This window comes from Actinacidiphila yeochonensis CN732, from assembly GCF_000745345.1.
GTDB classification, from domain to species: Bacteria; Actinomycetota; Actinomycetes; order Streptomycetales; family Streptomycetaceae; genus Actinacidiphila; species Actinacidiphila yeochonensis.
Genome location: NZ_JQNR01000005.1, coordinates 1,871,251 through 1,896,168 on the forward strand (window position 1 = coordinate 1,871,251; position 24,918 = coordinate 1,896,168).

Consider the following 24,918-nt stretch of genomic DNA (forward strand, 5'->3'; position numbering starts at 1 on the left):
CGACCGGCCCATCCGCTGCCCTACGCTCTGCGCGACGGAGCGAGGACTCTCCGCTGAGGACCCGGCCCTGTCCCGTCGGGCCCGTGGACTGGACCCCTGGGGAGGCAGGCTCATGGCGGTACCGGCTGGGCCCACCGTGCGGCGCCTGCAACTCGGCTCGGAACTGCGCCGGTCGAGAGAGAAGGCCGGGCTCACACTCGCCGAGGCGGTCGAGGGCCTGGCGCTCTCCGTCACCAAGCTCTACCGGCTGGAGAACGGCCTCACCGCGCTGAGATCCGCCGCCGAACTGCACGTCCTGCTCGACCGCTACGGCGTGGAAGGCCAGGAGGACGTCGACTTCCTCACGGAGCTCCACCGCGACTCCCTCAGCCGCGGCTGGTGGTCCCGGTACCGCGGTGTGATGCCGCGCGGCATGGCGATGTACGTCGGCCTGGAGACGGGCGCGCGGGCGATCCGCGCCTGGCAGCCGAACGCCGTCCTCCCGCTTCTCCAGACCGAGCGCTACGTCAGGGAGATGCTCCAATCCGCGAAGCCGACGGAGGAGCACACCACGGAGTTCGTCGAGCGCAGCATCCAGTTGCGGATGGAGCGCAAGGAGCGGCTCACCCGCGGGGCCGGCGGCCCGGACCTCTGGTGCGTCCTCGACGAGGCGGCTCTGCGGCGGACGGTCGGCGGCCCCGACGTCATGCGGGAGCAGTACGAGGAGATCATCCGTCTGACGGCGCTCGCCAACGTGACCGTCCAGATCCTGCCGCTGAACATCGCCACCTACCGCTCCGGCACGGCCTTCACGCTGCTGGAGCTGGAGGCCCCGAGCCTCACCGTGGTCCGGACCGACTCGGGTGACGGAGGGTCGAACGTCAGCGACAAGGACAGCGCCATCTGGGCCTTCGCCCGCAGGTTCGACGCGCTGCGGGCGGGCGCGCTCGCTCCGGGGGAGACCCCCGCCCTGCTGCGCCGGATAGCCGCGGAGATCTGATCCGAGGGCGGCCCGTGGCGGTCGAACCCCCCCGGCAGGGCGGCGGGAACCGGCTCCGCCGAACCGTCCGGACGGGGAATCCGTCCGACAGACGGGGTGAGAGTGCGGTCGCCGGTTGTCCCGGGAACGCCGGCCGAGCGGTCGGCGGGGCAGTGCGGGCGCGCCGACGGAAAATCACCGGACACTTCCCCAATCGCGCTTTATCTGCTTTTCGCACCTGCATGCTGTGGCGAAGGGCGCTATCGGCGGAAAATCGGCGGGGCATGTGCGGCGGAGACGACCGGATCGGGCCATCGCGGCAGAGCCAGGCCATGCCGTCATTGACAGAACTACCACAGGGCCGGTTATGGTTCCAGAGTTCGAGCAGCATAGTCGGCGTTGCACCCGTCCCGGAGACGATGGATTGACAGCCGCAGAACACATGGGCACGAGCGACGCTTTACTCCGCATCCTCGTTGTGGACTCGCAGGAAGAGGCCGCGGGAGCGCTTCTGCGGGGGCTGCGCCGGAACGGCCACCTCGCGACGAGCGTGGGCACCGGGGAGAAGGCGCTGGCCGCGCACGGGGCCGTCGACCTGGTCCTCCTCGATCTCGACCTGCCGGATCTGGACGGGCTGGAGGTGTGCCGACGGATGCGGGCCGCCGGCGACGTCCCGATCATCACGGTCACGGCCCGCGGTACGGAACTCGACCGGGTCCTCGGACTCCGGGCCGGTTCCGACGACTACGTCGTCAAGCCGTACGGGTTCCCGGAGCTGCTGGCCCGGATCGAGGCGGTGATGCGGCGGGCCGCGCCCCACCGGCGGGCGCCGGCGGAGCGGCCGACGGTCTCCCACGGCCCGCTGCTGATGGACGGGGACACCCGCGAGTCGCTCCTCGACGGGCGCCGGGTGGAGCTGACGCCGAAGGAGTTCGACCTGCTCTACCTGCTGGTGTCCCAGTCCGGCGGCACCGTCTCGCGCCGGGAGCTGATGCGCCGGGTCTGGGGCGACGAGTGGTCGCGCCGGGGCCGCACCATCGACACCCACGTCAGCAGCCTGCGCAACAAGCTGGGTTCACGCGGTTGGATCGTCACCGTGCGCGGGGTGGGGTTCCGGCTCGGTCAGCCGTGACCGGCCGGCGGCCCGGGCGGTGCGGCGGCCCGGGCGGTGCGGCGCGCCGGCCAGGCGCGGCCGACCCGCGCCCGGGCGGCCCGCTCGGACCTCGCCGACCGTTCGGATCTCGGCGACTCGCTCAGATCCCGGCGGCCGGCCCGTCGAGCGGACCGATGCCCTCCTGCATGCGCCGGACGACCGCGGCGATGCGCTCCTCGTCCCGGCGGTAGTGGGTCCACTTGCCGACGCGCGTGGAGCGGACCAGCCCGGCGCGTTCCAGCGACGACATGTACGCCGAGACGGTGGACTGGGCGAGACCGGTTCTGGCCTGGATGTGGCTGACGCAGACGCCGACCGTCCGGGGATCGGTGACCTCGGGCTCGACCGGGAAGTGGCGCTCGGGCTCCCGCAGCCACTGCAGCACCTGCAGGCGCACCGGGTTGGCCAGCGCCTTCAGCACGTCCAGCAGGTCCGCGAGGTCGTCGGGGGCGAGGGGGGCTTGAGTCGACATCGCCAGCCTTCCAGGTCGCGGAGAGCGGCTCCGATCGGTCGCCCGCTTCAGGTGTATCGATACTAGGCGATGTGTGGCCGACGGGACCCCGTGCGGTGTCGTCCCGTGGCCGCCGACGGCGCCCCTTGACAGCTCATATCGAAGTTCTGCAATACTTCGATGAGTCGTCGGGGGGTGCGGTTCCGTGGCCCCCACCGCTTCGCTACGGAGGATTGATCATGCCTGTCGGCCTCATCGCCCTGGCCTTAGGCGGCTTCGGCATCGGCCTCACGGAGTTCGGGATCGTGGGCCTGCTGCCCGACGTGGCCGACGACTTCGGCGTGTCGGAGTCCGTGGCCGGCTACCTGGTCTCGGGCTACGCGCTGAGCGTCGCGGTCGGCGCCCTCGCCCTCACGGCCGCACTCTCCCGCTTCGACCGCAAAAAGGTCCTGGTCGGCCTGATGCTGCTGTTCATCGTGGGCAACCTGATCTCCGCGATCGCCCCGGACTACGGCGTCCTCATGGTCGGCCGGGTGGTCGCGGCGCTCTGCCACGGAGCGTTCTTCAGCGTCGGCGCGGTGGTCGCCGCCGACATGGTGGACGAGAACAAGAAGGCGAGCGCCATCGCGCTGATGTTCGGTGGCCTGACCGCCGCGAACGTCCTGGGAGTGCCCCTCGGCACCTTCCTCGGCCAGCAGGCGGGGTGGCGCTCCACCTTCTGGGCCATCACCGCCATCGGCGTCGTCACCCTGATCGGCGTCCAGGCCCTGGTGCCCTCGACCTCGGGGGCGGGCGGCGTGGACCTGCGCCGCGAGCTCACCGTCTTCAGACGCGGCCAGGTCTGGGTCTCCATCGCGCTCAGCGTCCTCGCCTTCGGCGGCGTCATCGGCGGCTACACGTACATCGCGTTCACGCTCACCAAGGTGACCGGGTTCTCCGAAGGCACCGTGCCCTGGCTGCTGGTGCTCTTCGGCGTCGGGACGTTCATCGGCAACTTCGTCGGCGGCAGAGCCGCGGACCGGTCGCTGAACGCCACCCTGACGGTCCTCATGGCCACGCTCGCCGTGGTGATGGGCGTCTTCGCGCTCACCGCGCACAGCAAGGTCGCGACGGTCGTCATGCTGCTGCTCATGGGCACCATCGGCCTGTCCACGGCCCCAGGTCTCCAGGTGCGGACCATGAAGTACGCGCAGGACGCACCCTCGATGGCCTCCGGCGCCAACATCGCCGCCTTCAACGTCGGCAACGCGCTGGGTGCCTGGCTCGGCGGGCTCGCCCTCGCCGCCGGGCTCGGGTACATCTCCCCGCTGTGGGTCGGCGCCGTCCTGGCGGCCGCCGGTCTCCTCGTGGTGGTGTTCGGCAGCCTGGGCGGCCGGACCGGGCGCGGCGCCGTCCCGGACGCGTCGGCGGAGACGGCCGACCGGGTCGAGGCCGGCCTGCGGTAAATCGGATACAGCCTCAGCGGCCGGAAAACCGGGAACGGTTTTCCGGCCGCTGTGTTTCGTACTGCTTTCCGCGTTCGCCGGAGCGGCCGTCCTGACAATTCTCTGACCTTTTTCGGACGATCTCCTGAGGATTTCTTACAAACCTTTCACCGGAGTCTGTTGAATACGTCCACGTGGCGTGGAGAGCATAAGACAAGGCCCCCGGACCGAGTTGTTGTCCCGATTTCCGGGACCGTTCCGGCCGAACATCGTTTTTCCCGCGCCCGACGACGCGCGCGACGCACCCCGGTGCCGCCCGACGTCCGCGGACCAGGTGCTCCCGTCTCCGTACAGGACAGCGAGGAGAAGGCCACTCCCATGCCCCACCCCCTTTTCCGGGCGGCATCCGAAACCGCCCTTGCGCTCGGGCCCGCCCGCCCGCACCCGTCCGGTTCCGCCACCCCCGTCCCTGCCGCCGTCCCCGTCCCCGTCCCCGTCCCCGCGCCTGCCCTCGTCCCCCGCCACGGCGGGGGACCGGCTCCGTCCGCCGGACGGGCGCGTGTGGCCGGGTTCTTCCCGGGCCTCGGCAGCCGCGCCTCCTACCAGGGGCTCGGCCGCTCCCTGTTCGACGCCGGCGTCCCCGCCGTCGACGCGGTCTACCGCGAGGCCGCCGAGGCGCTCGGCTTCCCCGGCCGCCCCGACCGGCTGCTGGCGGAACCGGGCAACCTGCCCGCCGGGCGGCTGGAGCGGCAGGGCTTCGTCGGCGCGGCCGTGCTGGTGCACAGCCTCGCCCTCGACGCCCACCTCAAGGACCGGGCCGAGCGCACCGGCGCGCCGGTCGGTTTCGCCGCCTACACCGGGGAGAGCTTCGGCATCCTGACCGCGGCGGTCGCCGCCGGCTCGCTGTCGGTCACCGACGGCGTGCGCATCGCCCAGGCGTTCACCCCCCTGATGCTGCTCGCGGCCACCGGCCGGACCGGCGACGAGCCCTTCGCCCACCGGATGAGCCGTTACCTGGGCGAACCCGGTGCCGCGCGGCCGTTGGTGCCCGAGCCCTACCACGTGGTGGCGGTCCGCACCCCCGGACCCGACGCGCTCGCCGCGGTGCTCGACGCGGTGCGGGCGGTCTATCCGCTCGGCGACGTCGAACTGCACAAGGCGTACGCCGCACACCAGGCGAACCTGTACGTGCGGGTCGGCGTCCGGGCGGAGTTCGACCGCTTCATGGCGGACTTCCCGGAGGCCGAGACCCGGGATCTGAAGGAGCCGACGGTCTTCCTCGCGCACTCCGCGCGGATGCGGCCGGTACGACACGCCCTGGAACGGTTCTTCGACCTCAACCGGGTCCGCTTCGCCGGGCCGTCCGTCCCGGTCGTGGCCAACCACGGCATGTCGTTGCTGGTCGGCGCGGCCGACGTGCGGCGTGGCGTCCTGGCCATGACCGACGAGGTGATGGCGTCCCAGCAGACCTGCGAGGTCCTCACCATGCTCGACCTGGACGCCGTGGTCGAGCTCGGCCCCGGCGGCCGGTCCGCCCGGCTGCTGGCGGACAACGCGACGTCCGCACCGGTCACCGCCTGCACCGGGGACACCGCGGCCACCGACCGCATGCTGCGCGTCTTCACCGTCGTGGACCGTCTGACCGCCCGGTCCGACCCCGCGGCGCCGCAGCACACCGCCGAGGTGCCCTTGGACGACGGACCCACCCCCGGCGCCACCGCCCCGCACGACCCCGGGCACGACCTGCTGCGCGAGCTGTTCGCCCTCGGCGCCGCCGACCCGTTCTGCGAGGACTACGCCGCCCGCACCCTCCAACAGCTGGTCGCCACCCGGCATCTGAGCCCGGAGCGCCCGGACGTGCCCGGTTCCGGCGGCCTGCTGGAGATCTACCAGCACACCCGCGACCACCGCGACCTCGTCGACACGGCCGGCGGCGACCTCGTCACCAGGGCGCGGCTGAAGAAGCACCTGACCGCCGCGGACGGCGGCGCCCCCGGCACCGCGTGCGTCGAGCTGCGCGTCCTCGACGCCGCGGGCGCCGAACGGGTGGACCGCCTCCCCAGCTCCCGCCCCGAGGTGCTGGTGGTGCACTTCGACGCCCTCTCCCGGCTCGGCGAGGAGGACGTGGTCCGCAGGATCCGGCACCTGCTGGACACGCTGCCGACGGCGCTGTCCACGTTCAACGAGATGCTCGCCCAACTGCCCGCCGGCGCCAGCCTGACGGGCACGGGCCGGCGGATCGTCCAGCAGTACCTGCTCTTCGACGCGCTCGCCCGGCAGCGGCCCGCGCTGTTCGCCCAGACCGACCACTACCTCGAAGGCGGCGACACCACCGGCTGGCTGGCCGCCCTCGCGGTCTCCGGCGCGGTCTCCCTGGCCGACGCGGTCGCCCTGTCCGCCGCCGGGGCGGACCGCGCCGCCCGCGGACCGCTGCTGGACCGCGTCGGGGCCGCGGACATCCCCCTGGTCGCGCCGGACGGCGTCCCGGTGCAGTCCCGCAACGACCTCCGGCAGGTCACCCGCGCGGTGCTGGAGGACCTCCCGGACGCCGGACCGCGGCGGATCCACCTGGGCGGCAACTGCCGGATCGTCGCGCTCGGCACCGACCTGGGCCCGGTCGACGCCGGCGCCCACGCGACCGAGACCGTCACCATCGCCGAACCGGACGAGGCGTGGCGGCCGCGCCTCAACCCGGCCCTGGACCGGGCCGAGGAGACGGCGGTCCTCGCCCTCACCGCGGAGAACGCGCTGGTCCTGGCGACGGCCAGGAGCCGCCGCATCCTGTCCAGCACCATCTGCGCCTACCTGGACATCGACGAGTCGGTGGTCAGCTTCGGAAAGGGCGGCAGCGAGTCGATGACCGTCTTCGTCCGCAAGCGCGGCGCACGGCAGGTGACCGTGCGGAAGATCCTCAGCGAGGCCCTCACCACCGCGCGGTGGAACCCCGAAGGCTCCGGGGTGATGCTGCCGCCCTTCGCCAAGGCGAAGAAGCAGGCGGAGTTCCTGAGCGCCCTGCCCGCGCCCGTGCGCGACCGCTTCCCCGAGGTGCACACGGTGCTGGAACGGTCCCTGCCCGCCCCGGTCCACCCGGGTGAGGAGGGAGCCGGGACGTACCGCGAGGTCATCTACGAGATGAGCTACGTCGCGGGCGAGGAGGTCAGCCGCTTCGTCGAGAAGCACTCGCCGCCCTCCGCCGTGGTCGCGCGGCTCTACGAACAGATCATCCGGGTGCTCAACGACGACGTGCACGCCGTGGGCGTGGTGCCGGCGCCCGGCGAGACCCTCGACGTCTCCTACTTCCGCAAGATCGAGGACCGCCTGGCGCTCTGCCGCAGGACCGCCCCGCGCACCTTCGGCGCGGACCTGCTCGACACCGAGGCGATCGTCATCAACGGGGTGCGCCACCTCAACGCCAAGGCACTGCTGCGGCGGTTCCGCGAGACACCGGCGTACCTCGCCGTCCTCGAACCCGCCGTCCACTGCCTGGTCATGGGCGACACCAACACCGAGAACATCAAGATCGGGGACACCGGACCGCTGCTGCGGGCCCAGCACCTCATCGAGTCCGGAGCGCCGCGCGAGGAGACCGACGCGGCCCTGGCGGCGATCACCGCGGACTCGCTCGGCATCAGGTTCCTGGACCCGCGGGCCATCGGCTTCAAGAGCGACGGCAGCGCCACCCGGGACGACGCGATGTACGACAACAAGCCGTGGCACAACTCCCTCGGGCACTACGACGAGATCCACTTCGAGCACTTCACCCTCGACGTCGACACCGGCCCGGGCCGCACCCCGCGGATCGACATCGCGTTCCTGGCCGACAACCCCTACCAGCGGTCCTACCGGGTCAGGGACGTGGTGGCCGGCGGCGCCACCGTCGACCCCCGGGCGCCGGGCGGCATGGAGGACTGGTTCGCCCCGGTGATGACCGCCGCGCTGGAACTGGACGACCCCGCCTCGCCCTACCTGCGGCGCGACCCGTACTGGCTGGTCCGGTTCGTCTTCATGATGGGCCAGCACTTCACGGCGATGCCCCCGTTCCACTTCCAGAAGGAGCTGGACGGAACCCTGACGGACACCTACCAGACGCAGCGCCGCCCGGTGGCGATCTACTGCGAGGGCATCAAGTGGCTCAACTGGGCGCTCCAGATGCTGGAGGGCTCCCGCACCGAGTTCCTCGGCCTGCCGGTGCCGCCGCTGCCGTACGCGCACCGCTGACGCGACGGCACCGAGCCCGGCGTCACGCCCCGCGGCACGTCACGCCACGCGTTCCGCGTTCCGCGCCCCCGCGTCACACCTCCCCCTGGACTCCTGCGACACGGAAGGTCCTTCCATGACTGCCACCGCCTTCGAGGTGCCCGTCACCGGGCTGAGCGGCCTGCCCACCGAGACGCGCGTCCTGGCCACCCCGTGGAGCCGCATGGTCCGCGGCATCGGCCTCGGCCAGCACCCGACCGGCTACGACCCGGCCTCCGCCGCGCGGATACGCCGGACGTTCGCGCTGCTCGCGGAGCGCGGCGTCGAACGCGGTCCCTACGCCCGCTTCTCGCGGCTGCTGGCCGAGCTGGTCCTCGACCTGACGGACCCCGACCGCGCCGTCGCGCCCGCCGAGCTGCGGCGGCGGCTGGACGCCGTCCTCGCGGGCGTCCACGACGAGCCGAACCCGTACTTCGCGGTGACCGCCGGCTGCGTCCTGATGGACGCCTTCGCCAAGCTCGGCCTCGGCCCCGAACTCCTGGCCGCGGGCGGCGACGACCTGGCCGGGCACCTCCTGGCCACCGTGGACACCATCGAGCCCGACCGGGCCAAGGACGAGAACGCCGGCCGGCACGGCCACTACGAGAAGCTGTCGGCGTACACGGCGGTCTTCCTCGCCTTCGGCCACCTCGACGTGGCGGACCGGCTGGTCACCGGCTCCCGCCACCGCGTCCTGGAGGCGCTGGACCTGCTGGACGAGGTGCCGGCGCCGTTCTTCCGCGGCCGGGGCGGGGCCACGCTGCTGTCGGCCACCGCGCTGCTCGGCCACCGGAACCTGGTCGCGGACGGCCGCCGCGACCGGGTGAAGGAGGTCCTCGACCACCTCGACCGCGCGGACGGGACCGGCGCGGTGCCGGCCTTCCCCCAGCCGATGTCCGAGGCATTCGTGCGGATCTACCCGCTGCTGACCATGCTCACCGCCGTCGCGACGACCGCCCGGCCGCAGGAGTACCTCACCCACGGCCGGGACCGGCTCGCCGAGGCCGCCGACCTGATGGCCCGCATCACGCCCGTCGAGCGCACCCACATGGGCCTGTACTACCTGATGGCCCTGCACAACCTCGGACGGCTCAGGGACCAACTCCCCGACCTGGACGCCTTCCTGGCCGGCCTGGTCTCCTCGTGGACCGGCATCGACCCGGGCGCGAACTACTTCCTCAACGGGATCTCCTACGCCTACCTCGTGCAGACCGCGATGGTCACCGGCCGCATGGACCTGATCGGCACGGACATGCTGGCGCGACTCGTGGACTGCTTCCCGGACCTGGACCGCTCCGACGACGACCGCGTCAACCGGCCGTACCCGTTCGCCTACACGCTCAACGTGCTCGGCGAAATCGGCGCCGCGCACCTGCTCTTCGAGCCCAGGGACGCCTACGGCGGCCGGACCGCCACCGCCTGGGTGGTCGGACGCCTCTCCGAGGGCGGGCGCGAGGAGCACCGGCTCTACATGCTGCACCACGCCCTGATCAGCTACGCGCTCCGGCAGCGCGATCCGCGGCTGCGGGACACCGCGCTCCTCACGGGCTTCCGCTTCCCGTCCGCGCGGTGATGTCCACCCCGCTCCCGCCGGCGGGGCCGGCGGCAGCGGGTCAGCTCCTGGCCGGCGCCCAGGGGCCGACGCCGCCGACCCGCTCGACGCCGTAGCGCACGATCCAGCCGGTCGCCCTGGGCGCGGGGAACTCCGCGTCCGGGGCGATGTACACCTTCGCCAGGCGGTCGAGCAGGTCCCAGGCGTCGTCGGTCTTCTCCACCTCGGCGTGCGCGCGCACGGTGGCGTACTCGTTGAGGAAGACGCCGGGCGTGCGCGGGGCGTCGAAGGAGAGCACCACCCGCGGGTCGCGCGTGATGTTGCGGAGCTTGGCGTACCAGCCCAGGTGGCCGGTCACGAGGGTGTCCCCGTCCAGCCCGAGCCAGACGACGGACACCTGCGGGCTGCCGTCGGGGTTGACCGTGGTCAGATGGGCCATGGGGCCGGATTCGATCAGGGCCCGCAGCTCCGGGGCGAGACCGGTCATGGCGAGATCCTCTCCGCTGTGCGACCCGGACCACGTTTCCACACCGCGGGAACACCTTCGGGCGTTCCCGCGGGTAGCCGCGCACCGGTCCACTCGAAGGTGTGAGCCACGGCCGCTCCCCGCACGTGAGAGCGATCGGGACGCCGCGCGCCGGTACCGGCCGCGCCCTCCGCCCCCAGGCACCCCGTGGCATCCAGGCAGCCTGGCAGCCGAAACCACCGGGGGGTGCCGGGACGGGCGCCGGAAGGGGCTCACCGCCGGGAATCCGCCGGCGGCGGACGGTCACGGCCGGGGCGGCGCGGGTGCTCTGCTGACCAGGCGGTTTCGGAGCAGAGGGTCGTACCCGTTATCGTGGTGCGGTATGCCTGCACGCAGGCATGGACACTCTCAACAAGACCCGGAGAGAGCAATGCCTCCCAAGAAGAAGAAGGTCACGGGGCTGATCAAGCTCCAGATCAACGCCGGTGCGGCCAACCCGGCGCCGCCGGTCGGCCCGGCCCTGGGCCAGCACGGCGTGAACATCATGGAGTTCTGCAAGGCCTACAACGCCGCGACGGAGTCCCAGCGCGGCATGGTGATCCCGGTGGAGATCACGGTCTACGAAGACCGCACCTTCACCTTCATCACCAAGACCCCGCCGGCCGCGAAGCTGATCCTCAAGGCCGCGGGCGTGGAGAAGGGCTCCGGCGAGCCGCACAAGACCAAGGTCGCGAAGCTGACCCGCGACCAGGTCCGTGAGATCGCCACGACGAAGCTCCCCGACCTGAACGCCAACGACCTGGACGCCGCGGAGAAGATCATCGCGGGTACGGCTCGTTCCATGGGCATCACCGTCGAGGGCTGACGATCGAGCTCGCGCAGCGAGTGAGTAGGAAGCCCGACCAGAAAACGGTGTGGGCTGACGATCGAGCTCGCGCAGCGAGTGAGTAGGAAGCCCGACCAGAAAACGGTGTGGGCTGACGATCGAGCTCGCGCAGCGAGTGAGTAGGAAGCCCTCGCGGAAGCAGCGAGGGCTGAGAAGCCCCGTAAGGCCTTGTGGCAGGGCCTGCTCGGCCCGGACCACGACTCCAAGACAACGTAGGAGCAGCAAGTGAGCAAGCGCAGCAAGTCTCTCCGCGCTGCGGACGCCAAGATCGACCGGGAGCGCCTCTACGCGCCCCTGGAGGCCGTCCGTCTCGCCAAGGAGACCGCGACCACCAAGTTCGACTCGACCGTCGAGGTCGCCTTCCGCCTGGGTGTGGACCCGCGCAAGGCCGATCAGATGGTCCGTGGCACCGTGAACCTCCCGCACGGCACCGGCAAGACCGCCCGGGTCCTGGTCTTCGCGACCGGTGACCGTGCCGCGGCCGCGGAAGCCGCGGGAGCCGACATCGTCGGCTCCGACGAACTGATCGACGAGGTGGCGAAGGGGCGTCTGGACTTCGACGCCGTCGTCGCCACCCCGGACCTCATGGGCAAGGTCGGCCGCCTCGGCCGCGTGCTCGGCCCCCGTGGCCTCATGCCGAACCCGAAGACCGGCACCGTCACGCCGGACGTGGCCAAGGCGGTCACGGAGATCAAGGGCGGCAAGATCGAGTTCCGCGTCGACAAGCACTCGAACCTGCACTTCATCATCGGCAAGGTGTCCTTCGACGACGCCCAGCTGGTGGAGAACTACGCGGCGGCGCTGGACGAGATCCTGCGTATCAAGCCGTCCGCGGCGAAGGGCCGGTACATCAAGAAGGCCGCCGTGTCGACGACCATGGGCTCCGGCATCCAGGTCGACCCGAACCGCACCCGCAACCTCCTCGTCGAGGAGGACCCCGCGTCGGTCTGATCCGACCCGAGGGGTGCTGATTCGGCACCGAGGGCCCCGCGCCCGCCCGCCCGGGCAGGCGCGGGGCCCTCGCGCGTTCACGACCGCGCCTCGTCACGCAGCGGTCCGATCATGTGACGGGCCCGCCCGCTGCGTGTCGGAGCGCTCCGCTATCGTGCGCGCACGGGTTCAGGGGGGCGGGGGCCGTGGGGGCTGTCCGCCGTGAGGGGAGGGGCACCGTCATGGCGCTCGCACACATACGCCGTACCGCGTCGGTGGCAGCCGCCGCGTCCACCGCGGTCGCGCTGCTGGCGCTGGCCGCCTGCGGCGGGTCCGGCCACGGCTCGGGGAGCCCGGCCAAGGCGTCCGGGGCGAAGCCGAAGGCGGTCGTGCCCGCGCGGAACGCGGCCGACGTGCTGTCACTGGTCGAGAAACGCACCGGCAGTGCCCGCACCGCTCACGTCGAGAGCACGATCGTCCTGGCCGCGTCGGGGTCGCAGAAGGTCACCGGGGACGTCGACTGGACGGACGGAGTGCGGCAGAACGTCACGGTCGCTGTCACGGGCGGGTCCATGGCCGACTACGCGACGCTCCTCAACAACGGTGCCCCGATGCGGATGCGCTTCCTGCCGGACGCCTACCACCTCAACGCGGGGGCCGCCGCCCCGGTCTTCGGCGGCAAGCACTGGATCAAGTACACCTACGCCGACCTCGACGCGTCGGTCGGCGAGTCCAGTGGCCTGGCCCCGGCGCTGGAGTCCTTCGGCCCGACGCCGGCGGTGAACGCCGCACTGGCCGCCAAGGACGTGCGCGCGGTCGGCCAGGAGACGGTACGCGGCGTGGCGGCCACCCACTACCGGGGCACCGTCGACGCGACGGACCTCGCCACCACGGCGGCCCACCTCACCGCCGCGCAGACGCGGAGCGTCCGGGAGTCCCTGACCGCGGCCGGAGCCAGCGCGGAGGTCATCGACCTGTGGATCTCCGCCGACCGCCTTCCGGTGAAGGTCGTCACCGCCTTCGACGTCAAGACGGCCAGGACCACGGCCACCACGTACTACTCCGCCTTCGGCGAGCAGGTCACGGTCGAGGCCCCGGCGGCATCGGACGTCATCCACTCCAGCGCTCTGGCCAGGCTGGGACAGCAGAAGGCCGCCAAGGGCACGTAGGCCGCCGTCCCCACGGCCACGGGCTCCGTTCCGGCACCCAGGCCGACCCGCGTCGGTCCGGCCCGACCCGAGGGCCGCGCGGCCGGCGTCCGCACCCGGCGGCCACGCGGCGTGTCACAGGGCTCCGCTACAGTGCGCGCACGGGGTTTCGAGGGGGAGCGGGGGGTCATGGGGGCCGTCCGCCGTGAGGGAGGGGGCACCGTCATGGCGCTCACGCGTACACGTCACACATGGCGTAGAGGTCGTACCGCATCGGTGGCGGCTGCCGCGTCCACCGCCGTCGTGCTGCTGGCGCTGGCGGGTTGCGGGTCCGGCCACGGCTCCGGGAGTGCGGCCAAGGCGTCCGGGGCGAAGCCGAAGGCGGTCGCGCCCGCGCGGAACGCGGCCGACGTGCTGTCGCTGGTAGAGAAGCGCACCGGCAGCGTGCACTCCGCCCACATCGAGAAGACGGTCGTCTTCGGGACGGTCCTGTCGGAGAAGGTCGCGGCCGATGTCGACTGGGCGCACGGCGTGCGGCAGTCCGGCACGCTGGACGCGACGAGCGGCTCGCTGGCCAGGTTCGCGACGCTCCTCGACAACGGAGAACCGCTGCGGATTCGCGCCCTGCCGACCGCCATGTACATGAACGTCGGAGCGGGCGCGTCGATGTTCGGCGGAAAGCACTGGATCGAGTATCCGTACTCCTCCGTGGACTCGCTGAGCGGCGCCTCCGACGGGACGTTCCAGGTCACGCAGGGCATCTCCCCGGCCCAGGCCGTGGTCGCGGCGCTGGCCTCCAAGGACGTGCGGGCCGTCGGCAAGGAGAGCGTCCGCGGTGTGCCGACCACCCACTACCGGGGCACCGTGCAGGTCTCGCAGGCCGCCAAGGAGCTGACCCGCCTCACGGAGAAGCAGGCGCAGAGCCTGCGGTTGTCCCTGAGCAAGGTCGATGCCACCAGCGAGACCATCGACATGTGGGTCTCCGCGGCCAACCTTCCGGTGAAGGTCGTCAGCGTCACCGACACCAGGAACGGCACGCTGACGTCCACCGCCTACTACTCCGACTTCGGCAAGGCCGTGACCGTCCAGGCGCCGCCGGCCGCGGACACCCTGGACGCCACCGCCCTGCTCAAGCAGGCGCAGAAGCAGGCCGCCGCGCAGAAGAAGAGCGCCGCCACCGGCTGACGCCCGGCCCGGCACGTAGGCACACGGCCCGGCAGGTAGGCACGGCCCGGCTGCCCGAACGGTCCCCCGGGGGCGGATTTGTTCCCCGGGGGACTCGTCCCGTACTCTTCTCACGAAGCCAAAGACCGCAGGTTGCCGTCATGCCCCCCAAGGGCTGATGGCTGAAGGCTCCGCACAGGCGGACGGCCCGCGCAGGTGACCGTGGATGACACTCCGGAAGCGTACGCAGTTCGCTGCACCCGCCTCCGTCGAGTTCCGCCCCGTGCGCCGAGCGCCGGGGCGTTTCGTTTTGGGTCGGAGAGGCCCTTCACGCCGGGCGGTCCGCAATCACCCGGAAGGAGGCCGAGACTCATGGCGACGCCCGACAAGGCTGCCGCGGTTGCAGAGCTGACGGACAAGTTCCGCAGCTCCAACGCCGCAATGCTGACCGAGTACCGCGGTCTCACCGTGGCGCAGCTGAAGACGCTGCGCCGTGCGCTCGGTGAGAACGCCCAGTACGCCGTGGTGAAGAACACGCTGACCAAGATCGCGGCCAACGAGGCCGGGATCAGCTCGCTCGACGACCTGTTCGCAGGTCCGTCGGCAGTCGCCTTCGTCACCGGTGACCCGGTCGAGGCGGCGAAGGGTCTGCGCGACTTCGCCAAGGAGAACCCCGCGCTCGTCATCAAGGGCGGTGTCCTTGACGGCAAGGCGCTGTCCGCCGACGAGATCAAGAAGCTCGCGGACCTCGAGTCCCGCGAGGTTCTGCTCGCCAAGCTGGCGGGTGCCATGAAGGCCAAGCAGTCCCAGACTGCCGCGCTCTTCCAGGCCCTGCCCTCGAAGTTCGTCCGCACCGCGGAGGCGCTTCGGGCCAAGCTCGCCGAGGGCGAGCAGGGCGGTGCCGAGTAACTCGGCTCGCACCCTGACCGCCGCCTGATCCACGAGGTGCCCCGCCGGCCGGCAACGGCCGGGGCGGGCCCGGACGGGGACGGCGGAGGTCGCAGCGGGCCCGACGTACGCCCGCCGACATGTACATCACGGCACCAGCCGAACGGAATGGAAGGACCGCCACCATGGCGAAGCTCAGCACCGAGGACCTGCTCGCCCAGTTCGAGGAGCTCACCCTCATCGAACTGGCCGCGTTCGTGAAGGCGTTCGAGGAGAAGTTCGACGTCACCGCCGCCGCCCCGGTCGCGGTCGCCGCCGCGGGTGCCCCGGGCGCCCCGGCCGAGGCCGCCGAGGAGCAGGACGAGTTCGACGTCATCCTCACCGGCGCCGGCGAGAAGAAGATCCAGGTCATCAAGGTCGTGCGCGAGCTGACCTCCCTGGGTCTGAAGGAGGCCAAGGACCTCGTGGACGGCGCCCCGAAGCCCGTCCTGGAGAAGGCCAACAAGGAGACCGCCGCCAAGGCGAAGGAGGCGCTCGAGGGCGCCGGCGCCTCGGTCGAGGTCAAGTAACTCCATGGAGTGACCGCCGCGGGACCACGGTTCCGCGGCTGCTCCAGCCGCCGCAGGGCGGCCACCCGATCGGGTGGCCGCCCTCGGTCGTTTTCGATCCGGGCGCCGGATGGGCCTTGACGTACGGGACGCGGCGCGCAATTCTCAGGACGGCCCGCCACACGATCCACGCGACCGGCCTCGCAGATCGAGGCAGATCGAGGGGGACCGGATGCATGGATCGAGCGGGATGCGGGAATGCATAGCGATGCGCTCGACGGCACAGAAGACGGCATGGCGACGGCACGATGACGACAGCAGGATGACGAGGGACGCGGGGCCGGGCTTCCGAGGACCGGCGGCCGCGGATGAGGTCGAGGGGGCGTCGATTCGGTACTCCGAATCTCAGCCTGGACATCAGTGAGCCAAGTGGCTACACTGACCCTTTGCGCTGCCTGTTAGCTGCTGCCTGGCCCGTCACCAGCGGTATGCCCGTGTCCGAGCACCTGCGAGCAAGCCTCCTATCAGGGCTTTCTCGACTTCGCTCGGGTTCGGTCCGGTACGCGCGTAGTGAGTCCGAGCCCTCGGAAGGACCCCCTCTTGGCCGCCTCGCGCAACGCCTCGACCACCAATTCGAACAACGGCGGGGGCACCGCCCCGCTGCGCATCTCTTTCGCGAAGATCCGTGAACCGCTCGAAGTTCCGAACCTCCTCGCGCTCCAGACCGAGAGCTTTGACTGGCTGCTCGGCAACGCCGCGTGGAAGGCCCGGGTCGAGGCGGCCCTGGACAGTGGGCAGGACGTCCCCAGGAAGTCCGGTCTGGAGGAGATCTTCGAGGAGATCTCCCCGATCGAGGACTTCTCGGGTTCGATGTCGCTCACGTTCCGCGACCACCGCTTCGAGCCGCCGAAGAACTCGCTGGACGAGTGCAAGGAGCGCGACTTCACCTACGGTGCGCCGCTCTTCGTCACCGCCGAGTTCACCAACAACGAGACCGGCGAGATCAAGTCCCAGACGGTCTTCATGGGCGACTTCCCCCTGATGACCAGCAAGGGCACCTTCTGCATCAACGGCACCGAGCGTGTCGTCGTGTCGCAGCTGGTCCGCTCGCCGGGTGTCTACTTCGACAGCTCGATCGACAAGACCTCGGACAAGGACATCTTCTCCGCCAAGATCATCCCGTCCCGGGGTGCCTGGCTGGAGATGGAGATCGACAAGCGCGACATGGTCGGTGTCCGCATCGACCGCAAGCGCAAGCAGTCGGTCACCGTCCTGCTGAAGGCGCTGGGCTGGACCACCGAGCAGATCCTGGACGAGTTCGGCGACTACGAGTCGATGCGCGCCACCCTGGAGAAGGACCACACCCAGGGCCAGGACGACGCGCTGCTGGACATCTACCGCAAGCTGCGCCCGGGCGAGCCGCCGACGAAGGAGGCCGCCCAGACCCTGCTGGAGAACCTCTACTTCAACCCGAAGCGCTACGACCTCGCGAAGGTCGGCCGCTACAAGGTGAACAAGAAGCTCGGCAGCGACGCGCCGCTGGACGCCGGCGTGCTCACCACCGACGACATCATCGCCACCATCAAGTACCTGGTGATGCTGCACGCCGGTGAGACCGAGACGGCGGGCGACAACGGCCAGACGATGGTCGTCGAGGTCGACGACATCGACCACTTCGGCAACCGCCGCCTGCGCAACGTCGGCGAGCTCATCCAGAACCAGGTCCGCACCGGCCTGGCCCGTATGGAGCGCGTGGTCCGCGAGCGGATGACGACCCAGGACGTTGAGGCGATCACGCCGCAGACCCTGATCAACATCCGGCCGGTCGTCGCCTCCATCAAGGAGTTCTTCGGCACCAGCCAGCTGTCCCAGTTCATGGACCAGACCAACCCGCTCTCGGGCCTGACCCACAAGCGCCGCCTGTCGGCGCTGGGCCCCGGCGGTCTGTCCCGTGAGCGGGCCGGCTTCGAGGTCCGCGACGTGCACCCGTCCCACTACGGCCGGATGTGCCCGATCGAGACCCCTGAGGGCCCGAACATCGGTCTGATCGGCTCGCTGGCCTCCTACGGCCGGGTCAACGCGTTCGGCTTCGTCGAGACGCCGTACCGCAAGGTCGTCGACGGCACCGTCACCGACGACGTCGACTACCTGACCGCCGACGAGGAGGACCGCTTCGTCATCGCGCAGGCCAACGCGCCGCTGACCGAGGACCTGCGGTACGCCGAGTCCCGCGTGCTGGTCCGCCGCCGCGGCGGCGAGATCGACTACATCCCCGGCGACGACGTCGACTACATGGACGTCTCCCCGCGCCAGATGGTGTCGGTCGCGACCGCGATGATCCCGTTCCTGGAGCACGACGACGCCAACCGCGCGCTCATGGGATCGAACATGATGCGCCAGGCCGTCCCGCTGATCAAGGCCGAGGCGCCGCTGGTCGGCACCGGCATGGAGTACCGCTGCGCGGTCGACGCCGGCGACGTGATCAAGGCCGAGAAGCCCGGCGTCGTGCAGGAGGTGTCCGCCGACTACGTCACGGTCACCAACGACGACGGCACGTACACCACCTACCGGGTGGCGAAGTTCTCCCGCTCCAACCAGGGCACGTCCTTCAACCAGAAGGTCGTCGTGGACGAGGGCGCGCGCGTCATCGCCGGCCAGGTGCTGGCCGACGGCCCCTCCACCGACGAGGGCGAGATGGCCCTCGGCAAGAACCTGCTGGTCGCGTTCATGCCGTGGGAGGGCCACAACTACGAGGACGCGATCATCCTCTCCCAGCGTCTGGTGCAGGACGACGTCCTCTCCTCGATCCACATCGAGGAGCACGAGGTCGACGCCCGCGACACCAAGCTGGGCCCCGAGGAGATCACCCGGGACATCCCGAACGTCTCCGAGGAGGTGCTGGCCGACCTCGACGAGCGCGGCATCATCCGGATCGGCGCCGACGTGGTGGCCGGCGACATCCTGGTCGGCAAGGTCACCCCGAAGGGCGAGACCGAGCTGACCCCGGAGGAGCGGCTGCTGCGCGCGATCTTCGGCGAGAAGGCCCGCGAGGTCCGCGACACCTCCCTGAAGGTGCCGCACGGCGAGACCGGCAAGATCATCGGCGTGCGCGTCTTCGACCGCGAGGAGGGCGACGAGCTGCCGCCCGGCGTGAACCAGCTGGTCCGCGTCTACGTGGCGCAGAAGCGCAAGATCACCGACGGTGACAAGCTGGCCGGCCGCCACGGCAACAAGGGCGTCATCTCCAAGATCCTGCCGGTCGAGGACATGCCGTTCATGGAGGACGGCACCCCGGTCGACATCATCCTCAACCCGCTCGGCGTGCCGTCCCGAATGAACCCGGGACAGGTGCTGGAGATCCACCTCGGCTGGCTGGCCAGCCAGGGCTGGGACGTCTCCACGCTCGGCGACGACTGGGCGCGACGCCTCCAGGTGATCGGCGCGGACAAGGTGGACACGCGGACCAACGTGGCCACCCCGGTCTTCGACGGCGCCCGCGAGGACGAGCTGACGGGTCTGCTGGAGCACACCGTGCCCAACCGCGACGGCGAGCGCATGGTGCTCCCGTCCGGCAAGGCCCGGCTCTTCGACGGCCGCTCCGGCGAGCCGTTCCCGGACCCGATCTCGGTCGGCTACATGTACATCCTGAAGCTGCACCACCTGGTCGACGACAAGCTGCACGCGCGGTCCACCGGTCCCTACTCCATGATCACCCAGCAGCCGCTGGGTGGTAAGGCGCAGTTCGGTGGACAGCGCTTCGGCGAGATGGAGGTGTGGGCGCTGGAGGCGTACGGCGCCGCGTACGCCCTCCAGGAGCTGCTGACCATCAAGTCCGACGACGTTCTGGGCCGCGTGAAGGTCTACGAGGCCATCGTCAAGGGCGAGAACATCCCCGAGCCCGGCATCCCCGAGTCCTTCAAGGTGCTCATCAAGGAGATGCAGTCTCTCTGCCTCAACGTGGAGGTGCTGTCCTCGGACGGCATGTCCATCGAGATGCGGGACACCGACGAAGACGTGTTCCGCGCGGCGGAGGAGCTCGGCATCGACCTGTCCCGGCGCGAGCCGAGCAGCGTCGAAGAGGTCTGACGGGTTGGGCCCGTCCGGCCACCAGCCGGACGGGCCCGCCCCGCGACCCGTTCAGACCATTTGAGAATCAACCCTGAGAGGGATTGACGACACAGTGCTCGACGTCAACTTCTTCGACGAGCTGCGGATCGGCCTCGCCACCGCGGACGACATCCGGACCTGGTCGCACGGCGAGGTCAAGAAGCCCGAGACCATCAACTACCGCACCCTGAAGCCGGAAAAGGACGGGCTCTTCTGCGAGAAGATCTTCGGCCCCACCCGGGACTGGGAGTGCTACTGCGGCAAGTACAAGCGGGTGCGCTTCAAGGGCATCATCTGCGAGCGCTGCGGCGTGGAGGTCACCCGCGCCAAGGTGCGTCGTGAGCGGATGGGCCACATCGAGCTGGCCGCTCCCGTCACCCACATCTGGTACTTCAAGGGCGTCCCGTCGCGCCTGGGGTACCTGCTCGACCTCGCCCCGAAGGACCTTGAGAAGGTCATCTACTTCGCGGCGTACATGATCACCTGGGTCGACGAGGAGCGCCGCACCCGCGACCTGCCCTCCCTGGAGGCCCAGGTCTCCGTGGAGCGCCAGCAGGTCGAGCAGCGCCGCGACGCCGACGTCGAGGCCCGGCAGAAGAAGCTGGAGTCCGACCTCGCCGAGCTGGAGAACGAGGGCGCGAAGGCCGACGTCCGCCGCAAGGTGCGTGAGGGCGCCGAGCGCGAGATGAAGCAGCTGCGCGACCGCGCCCAGCGCGAGCTGGACCGCCTCGACGAGGTGTGGGCCCGCTTCAAGAACCTCAAGGTCCAGGACCTGGAGGGCGACGAGCTGCTCTACCGCGAGCTGCGCGAGCGCTTCGGCACCTACTTCCAGGGCTCCATGGGCGCCGCGGCGCTGCAGAAGCGCCTGGAGTCGTTCGACCTGGACGAGGAGGCCGAGCGGCTGCGGGAGATCATCCGCACCGGCAAGGGCCAGAAGAAGACCCGTGCCCTCAAGCGGCTCAAGGTCGTCTCCGCGTTCCTGCAGACCTCCAACAAGCCCGGCGGCATGGTGCTGGACTGCGTCCCGGTGATCCCGCCGGACCTGCGCCCGATGGTGCAGCTCGACGGTGGCCGGTTCGCCACGTCCGACCTGAACGACCTGTACCGCCGCGTCATCAACCGCAACAACCGCCTGAAGCGGCTTCTCGACCTCGGCGCGCCCGAGATCATCGTGAACAACGAGAAGCGCATGCTCCAGGAGGCCGTGGACGCGCTCTTCGACAACGGCCGCCGCGGCCGTCCGGTCACCGGGCCGGGCAACCGCCCGCTGAAGTCGCTGTCCGACATGCTCAAGGGCAAGCAGGGCCGGTTCCGCCAGAACCTGCTCGGCAAGCGCGTCGACTACTCCGCCCGTTCGGTGATCGTCGTCGGCCCGCAGCTGAAGCTGCACCAGTGCGGTCTGCCCAAGGCGATGGCGCTGGAGCTCTTCAAGCCGTTCGTGATGAAGCGCCTGGTGGACCTGAACCACGCGCAGAACATCAAGTCGGCCAAGCGCATGGTCGAGCGCGGCCGCACCGTGGTGTACGACGTCCTCGAAGAGGTCATCGCCGAGCACCCGGTGCTGCTCAACCGTGCCCCGACCCTGCACCGCCTCGGCATCCAGGCCTTCGAGCCGCAGCTGGTCGAGGGCAAGGCGATCCAGATCCACCCGCTGGTCTGCACCGCCTTCAACGCCGACTTCGACGGCGACCAGATGGCCGTGCACCTCCCGCTGTCCGCGGAGGCGCAGGCCGAGGCCCGCATCCTGATGCTGTCCTCGAACAACATCCTCAAGCCGGCCGACGGCCGTCCGGTCACCATGCCGACCCAGGACATGGTGCTGGGCCTTTTCTTCCTGACCACCGACTCCGAGGAGCGCGTGATCAAGGGAGAGGGCCGGGCGTTCGGCTCCACCGCCGAGGCGACCATGGCCTTCGACGCGCGCGAGCTGTCGATGCAGTCCCGGGTCGACATCCGCTTCCCGGTGGGCACCGTCCCGCCGCGCGGCTGGACCCCGCCGGAGCCGGTGGAGGGCGAGGAGCCGTACCAGGTCGGTGACAGCTTCCGGCTGCGCACCACCCTGGGCCGGGCGCTCTTCAACGAGCTGCTCCCGGAGGACTACCCGTTCGTCGACTACCCGGTGGGCAAGAAGCAGCTCTCCGAGATCGTCAACGACCTCGCCGAGCGCTACCCGAAGGTGATCGTGGCGGCGACGCTCGACAACCTGAAGGCGGCCGGCTTCCACTGGGCGACCCGTTCGGGCGTCACCGTGGCCATCTCCGACGTCGTGGTCCCGGAGGCGAAGAAGGAGATCATCGCCTCCTACGAGGCCCAGGACGAGCGGGTGCAGAAGCAGTACGAGCGCGGCCTGATCACCAAGCAGGAGCGGTCGGACGAGCTCATCAGCATCTGGACCAAGGCGACCAACGAGGTCGCCCAGGCGATGAACGCCAACTTCCCGAAGACCAACCCGATCTTCATGATGGTCGACTCGGGTGCCCGAGGGAACATGATGCAGATGCGCCAGATCGCCGGTATGCGCGGTCTGGTGTCGAACGCCAAGAACGAGACGATCCCGCGTCCGATCAAGGCGTCCTTCCGCGAGGGCCTGTCCGTGCTGGAGTACTTCATCTCCACCCACGGTGCCCGTAAGGGTCTGGCGGACACCGCCCTGCGTACCGCCGACTCGGGTTACCTGACCCGTCGTCTGGTGGACGTCTCGCAGGACGTCATCATCCGCGAGGAGGACTGCGGCACCGAGCGCGGTCTGAAGCTGCGGATCGCCGAGCGGGCCGCGGACGGTTCGCTGCGCAAGGCGGAGGACGTCGAGACCAGCGTGTACGCGCGCATGCTCTCCGAGGACGTGGTGATCGACGGCAAGGTCGTCGCTCCCGCCAACGTCGACCTCGGCGACGTGCTCATCGAGCAGCTGGTGCGGTACGGGGTCGAGGAGGTCAAGGTCCGCTCGATCCTGACCTGCGAGTCGGCCGTCGGCACCTGCGCCTTCTGCTACGGGCGTTCGCTGGCCACCGGCAAGCTGGTGGACATCGGCGAGGCGGTCGGCATCATCGCCGCCCAGTCGATCGGTGAGCCCGGCACCCAGCTGACGATGCGTACCTTCCACACCGGTGGTGTGGCCGGTGACGACATCACGCAGGGTCTGCCGCGTGTCGTCGAGCTCTTCGAGGCCCGCGTGCCCAAGGGTGTCGCCCCGATCTCCGAGGCGGCCGGCCGGGTGCGCATCGAGGAGACCGAGAAGACCAAGAAGATCGTGGTCACCCCGGACGACGGCGCGGAGGAGATCGCCTACCCGATCTCCAAGCGCGTCAAGCTCCAGGTGGCGGAGGGCGACCACGTCGAGGTGGGCCAGAAGCTCACCTACGGCGCGACCAACCCGCACGACGTGCTGCGCATCCTCGGCCAGCGCCAGGTCCAGATCCACCTGGTGCAGGAAGTGCAGAAGGTCTACAACTCGCAGGGTGTGTCCATCCACGACAAGCACATCGAGATCATCATCCGGCAGATGCTGCGCCGGGTGACGATCATCGAGTCGGGCGACGCGGAGCTGCTGCCCGGCGAGCTGGTCGAGCGCGGCCGGTTCGAGACCGAGAACCGCCGCGTGGTGTCCGAGGGCGGTCACCCCGCCTCCGGCCGTCCGCAGCTGATGGGTATCACCAAGGCCTCGCTGGCCACCGAGTCCTGGCTGTCGGCCGCCTCCTTCCAGGAGACGACCCGGGTGCTGACGGACGCGGCGATCCACGCGAAGTCGGACTCGCTGCTGGGTCTGAAGGAGAACGTCATCATCGGCAAGCTCATCCCGGCCGGTACGGGCCTCGCCCGCTACCGCAACATCCGGGTGGAGCCGACCGAGGAGGCCAAGGCCGCGATGTACTCGGCCGTCGGCTACGACGACATCGACTACAGCCCGTTCGGCGCCGGCTCCGGCCAGGCCGTGCCGCTGGAGGACTACGACTACGGCCCGTACAACGGCTGAGTCGTCCCCTCCGGGTGACCTTCCAGGTCACAGGTTGTCCACAGGGCGGCCGTTCCCTCTCCGGGAGCGGCCGCCCTGCGGCATGATGAGGGCATGCTGGCGGGAGACGCTGACCGCGACCGGGCGGTGGAGGTCCTCAGCAGGGCCTTCACCGAGGGGCGGCTGCGCCCCGAGGAGTACGACGAGCGGCTGGGCCTGGCGTACCAGGCCCGCACCTACGCCGACCTCGACCGGCTCACCCAGGACATCCCGCTGCCCCGGCCCTACCCGGCGGCGCTCCCCGCCTACCCGGCGCCCTTCGCGCCGCGCCGCAACGACAGCTACGCGACGGCGTCGCTGGTGTGCGGTGTGGTGGGCACGATGACGTTCGGGCTCAGCTCGATCCCCGCGATCGTGCTGGGCCACATGGCCAAGCGCCGGATCCGCCGCACCGGCGACGACGGAGCGGGCCTGGCCACCGCCGGGCTGATCCTCGGCTACTTGGTGACGCTCGGCGTGCTGGTCGTCCTCGGCCTGATCGTCGCGCTCGTGGCGGTCGCACCCAGCTGAGCCGTCCGGCCCGGGGAGCTGAGCCGGTCCGGCCTGGGAGCCGAGCTGTTCGGCCCGGGGCACTGAGCCGTCCGGCCCGGGGCCGCTCCCGGGGCGCTACCGGGAGAGGATCTCCAGGGCCGTCACGACGACCGTGGCGACCGCCGCCACGGCGCCGATGCTGGCCAGCGGCCAGCGGGCGCGTTCCAGTGAGTCCAGTCGCGTCTCGTGGTCGGCGAGCTGGCGGTCGGTCTGGTCGCTGCGCTGTACGAGCAGGGCCAGCGCGCCGTCGACCCGGGCGAAGCCGGCCTCCACGGCGCCGCGCAGCCGTTCGAGTTCCAGGGCGACGGCGGCCGGGTCGGACAGGGTCGGCTCACTCATGCACCGCCGCCTTCCCCGGTCGAGCCCGAGCCGGGCGCCGAGGCCGGGGCGGGGGCCGAGCCGGACCCCGAGCCGGCGGTGAACCCGAAGCCGGCCGGGGTGGTGGCGGCTTCCCCGCCGGCCGG

17 protein-coding genes are annotated in these 24,918 nt (G+C 70.7%); 14 read left to right on the forward strand and 3 right to left on the reverse strand.

The features are described from left to right. The first annotated feature begins 112 nt into the window (after window positions 1-112). Window positions 113-979 carry a helix-turn-helix domain-containing protein gene (locus BS72_RS19860; RefSeq protein WP_037912305.1) on the forward strand — a complete coding sequence of 289 codons (867 nt, stop codon included), beginning with the start codon at window positions 113-115 and terminating at the stop codon, window positions 977-979. A gap of 457 nt (window positions 980-1,436) precedes the next feature. Further along, window positions 1,437-2,090: a response regulator transcription factor gene (locus tag BS72_RS19865; protein WP_037912306.1), complete on the forward strand. Its 654-nt coding sequence runs from the start codon at window positions 1,437-1,439 to the stop codon at window positions 2,088-2,090. Between the two features lie 121 nt (window positions 2,091-2,211). Here BS72_RS19865 and BS72_RS19870 read toward each other — a convergent pair whose 3' ends face one another. Beyond that, on the reverse strand, window positions 2,212-2,583 hold the full coding sequence (locus BS72_RS19870) for an ArsR/SmtB family transcription factor (RefSeq protein WP_037912308.1): 372 nt from the start codon (window positions 2,581-2,583) through the stop codon (window positions 2,212-2,214). A gap of 218 nt (window positions 2,584-2,801) precedes the next feature. On the opposite strand from BS72_RS19870, the gene BS72_RS19875 reads away from it, so the two are divergent. The 3 genes from BS72_RS19875 (at window position 2,802) to BS72_RS19885 (ending at window position 9,795) form a co-directional block, all read left to right on the forward strand. Continuing rightward, a complete protein-coding gene (locus BS72_RS19875) occupies window positions 2,802-4,007 on the forward strand; it encodes an MFS transporter (RefSeq protein WP_037912310.1) in 1,206 nt (401 codons plus the stop codon). Window positions 4,008-4,547: 540 nt separating this feature from the next. Then, on the forward strand, window positions 4,548-8,204 hold the full coding sequence (locus tag BS72_RS19880) for an ACP S-malonyltransferase (protein ID WP_037912312.1): 3,657 nt from the start codon (window positions 4,548-4,550) through the stop codon (window positions 8,202-8,204). A gap of 115 nt (window positions 8,205-8,319) precedes the next feature. Then, window positions 8,320-9,795, forward strand: a complete 1,476-nt coding sequence (locus tag BS72_RS19885; protein ID WP_037912313.1) for a hypothetical protein — start codon at window positions 8,320-8,322, stop codon at window positions 9,793-9,795. A 40-nt stretch (window positions 9,796-9,835) separates the two neighbouring features. Here the strand turns inward: BS72_RS19885 and BS72_RS19890 are convergent, their stop codons facing one another. Then, a complete protein-coding gene (locus tag BS72_RS19890; RefSeq protein WP_037912316.1) occupies window positions 9,836-10,261 on the reverse strand; it encodes a PPOX class F420-dependent oxidoreductase in 426 nt (141 codons plus the stop codon). Between the two features lie 409 nt (window positions 10,262-10,670). Between BS72_RS19890 and rplK the strand changes: the two genes are divergently transcribed. The 9 genes from rplK to BS72_RS19935 all read left to right on the forward strand — a co-directional run bounded on the left by rplK (window position 10,671) and on the right by BS72_RS19935 (window position 24,433). Further along, window positions 10,671-11,105 carry a 50S ribosomal protein L11 gene (gene rplK, locus BS72_RS19895; RefSeq protein WP_037912318.1) on the forward strand — a complete coding sequence of 145 codons (435 nt, stop codon included), beginning with the start codon at window positions 10,671-10,673 and terminating at the stop codon, window positions 11,103-11,105. A 246-nt stretch (window positions 11,106-11,351) separates the two neighbouring features. Further along, window positions 11,352-12,077 carry a 50S ribosomal protein L1 gene (gene rplA, locus BS72_RS19900; RefSeq protein ID WP_037912321.1) on the forward strand — a complete coding sequence of 242 codons (726 nt, stop codon included), beginning with the start codon at window positions 11,352-11,354 and terminating at the stop codon, window positions 12,075-12,077. A 221-nt stretch (window positions 12,078-12,298) separates the two neighbouring features. Beyond that, window positions 12,299-13,225 (forward strand): hypothetical protein, encoded by a 927-nt coding sequence (locus BS72_RS19905; protein WP_037912324.1) that lies wholly within the window; start codon window positions 12,299-12,301, stop codon window positions 13,223-13,225. A gap of 255 nt (window positions 13,226-13,480) precedes the next feature. Further along, complete coding sequence (locus tag BS72_RS19910; RefSeq protein WP_037912326.1) at window positions 13,481-14,389, forward strand: LolA-like protein; 909 nt, start codon at window positions 13,481-13,483, stop codon at window positions 14,387-14,389. Between the two features lie 351 nt (window positions 14,390-14,740). Continuing rightward, the gene (gene rplJ, locus BS72_RS19915; RefSeq protein ID WP_037912328.1) at window positions 14,741-15,277 is read left to right on the forward strand and encodes a 50S ribosomal protein L10; all 537 of its coding nucleotides are present in this window, start codon (window positions 14,741-14,743) and stop codon (window positions 15,275-15,277) included. A gap of 164 nt (window positions 15,278-15,441) precedes the next feature. Beyond that, window positions 15,442-15,825 carry a 50S ribosomal protein L7/L12 gene (rplL, locus tag BS72_RS19920; protein ID WP_037912331.1) on the forward strand — a complete coding sequence of 128 codons (384 nt, stop codon included), beginning with the start codon at window positions 15,442-15,444 and terminating at the stop codon, window positions 15,823-15,825. Between the two features lie 579 nt (window positions 15,826-16,404). Beyond that, complete coding sequence (gene rpoB, locus BS72_RS19925; RefSeq protein WP_037912332.1) at window positions 16,405-19,890, forward strand: DNA-directed RNA polymerase subunit beta; 3,486 nt, start codon at window positions 16,405-16,407, stop codon at window positions 19,888-19,890. A gap of 94 nt (window positions 19,891-19,984) precedes the next feature. Continuing rightward, window positions 19,985-23,884, forward strand: coding sequence for a DNA-directed RNA polymerase subunit beta' (locus BS72_RS19930; RefSeq protein WP_037912334.1), 3,900 nt, complete (start codon window positions 19,985-19,987; stop codon window positions 23,882-23,884). A 93-nt stretch (window positions 23,885-23,977) separates the two neighbouring features. Continuing rightward, the gene (locus tag BS72_RS19935; protein WP_037912335.1) at window positions 23,978-24,433 is read left to right on the forward strand and encodes a DUF1707 and DUF4190 domain-containing protein; all 456 of its coding nucleotides are present in this window, start codon (window positions 23,978-23,980) and stop codon (window positions 24,431-24,433) included. Window positions 24,434-24,529: 96 nt separating this feature from the next. Here BS72_RS19935 and BS72_RS19940 read toward each other — a convergent pair whose 3' ends face one another. After that, window positions 24,530-24,793: a hypothetical protein gene (locus BS72_RS19940; RefSeq protein WP_037912336.1), complete on the reverse strand. Its 264-nt coding sequence runs from the start codon at window positions 24,791-24,793 to the stop codon at window positions 24,530-24,532. Window positions 24,794-24,918: the final 125 nt, after the last annotated feature.

Coding starts and splice junctions, on each gene's coding strand:
- BS72_RS19860 (WP_037912305.1), top strand. CDS start 113: ATGGCGGTACCGGCTGGGCCCACCGTGCGGCGCCTGCAACTCGGCTCG.
- BS72_RS19870 (WP_037912308.1), bottom strand. CDS start 2,583: ATGTCGACTCAAGCCCCCCTCGCCCCCGACGACCTCGCGGACCTGCTG.
- BS72_RS19875 (WP_037912310.1), top strand. CDS start 2,802: ATGCCTGTCGGCCTCATCGCCCTGGCCTTAGGCGGCTTCGGCATCGGC.
- BS72_RS19885 (WP_037912313.1), top strand. CDS start 8,320: ATGACTGCCACCGCCTTCGAGGTGCCCGTCACCGGGCTGAGCGGCCTG.
- BS72_RS19890 (WP_037912316.1), bottom strand. CDS start 10,261: ATGACCGGTCTCGCCCCGGAGCTGCGGGCCCTGATCGAATCCGGCCCC.
- rplK (WP_037912318.1), top strand. CDS start 10,671: ATGCCTCCCAAGAAGAAGAAGGTCACGGGGCTGATCAAGCTCCAGATC.
- BS72_RS19905 (WP_037912324.1), top strand. CDS start 12,299: ATGGCGCTCGCACACATACGCCGTACCGCGTCGGTGGCAGCCGCCGCG.
- rplJ (WP_037912328.1), top strand. CDS start 14,741: ATGGCGACGCCCGACAAGGCTGCCGCGGTTGCAGAGCTGACGGACAAG.
- rplL (WP_037912331.1), top strand. CDS start 15,442: ATGGCGAAGCTCAGCACCGAGGACCTGCTCGCCCAGTTCGAGGAGCTC.
- BS72_RS19935 (WP_037912335.1), top strand. CDS start 23,978: ATGCTGGCGGGAGACGCTGACCGCGACCGGGCGGTGGAGGTCCTCAGC.
- BS72_RS19940 (WP_037912336.1), bottom strand. CDS start 24,793: ATGAGTGAGCCGACCCTGTCCGACCCGGCCGCCGTCGCCCTGGAACTC.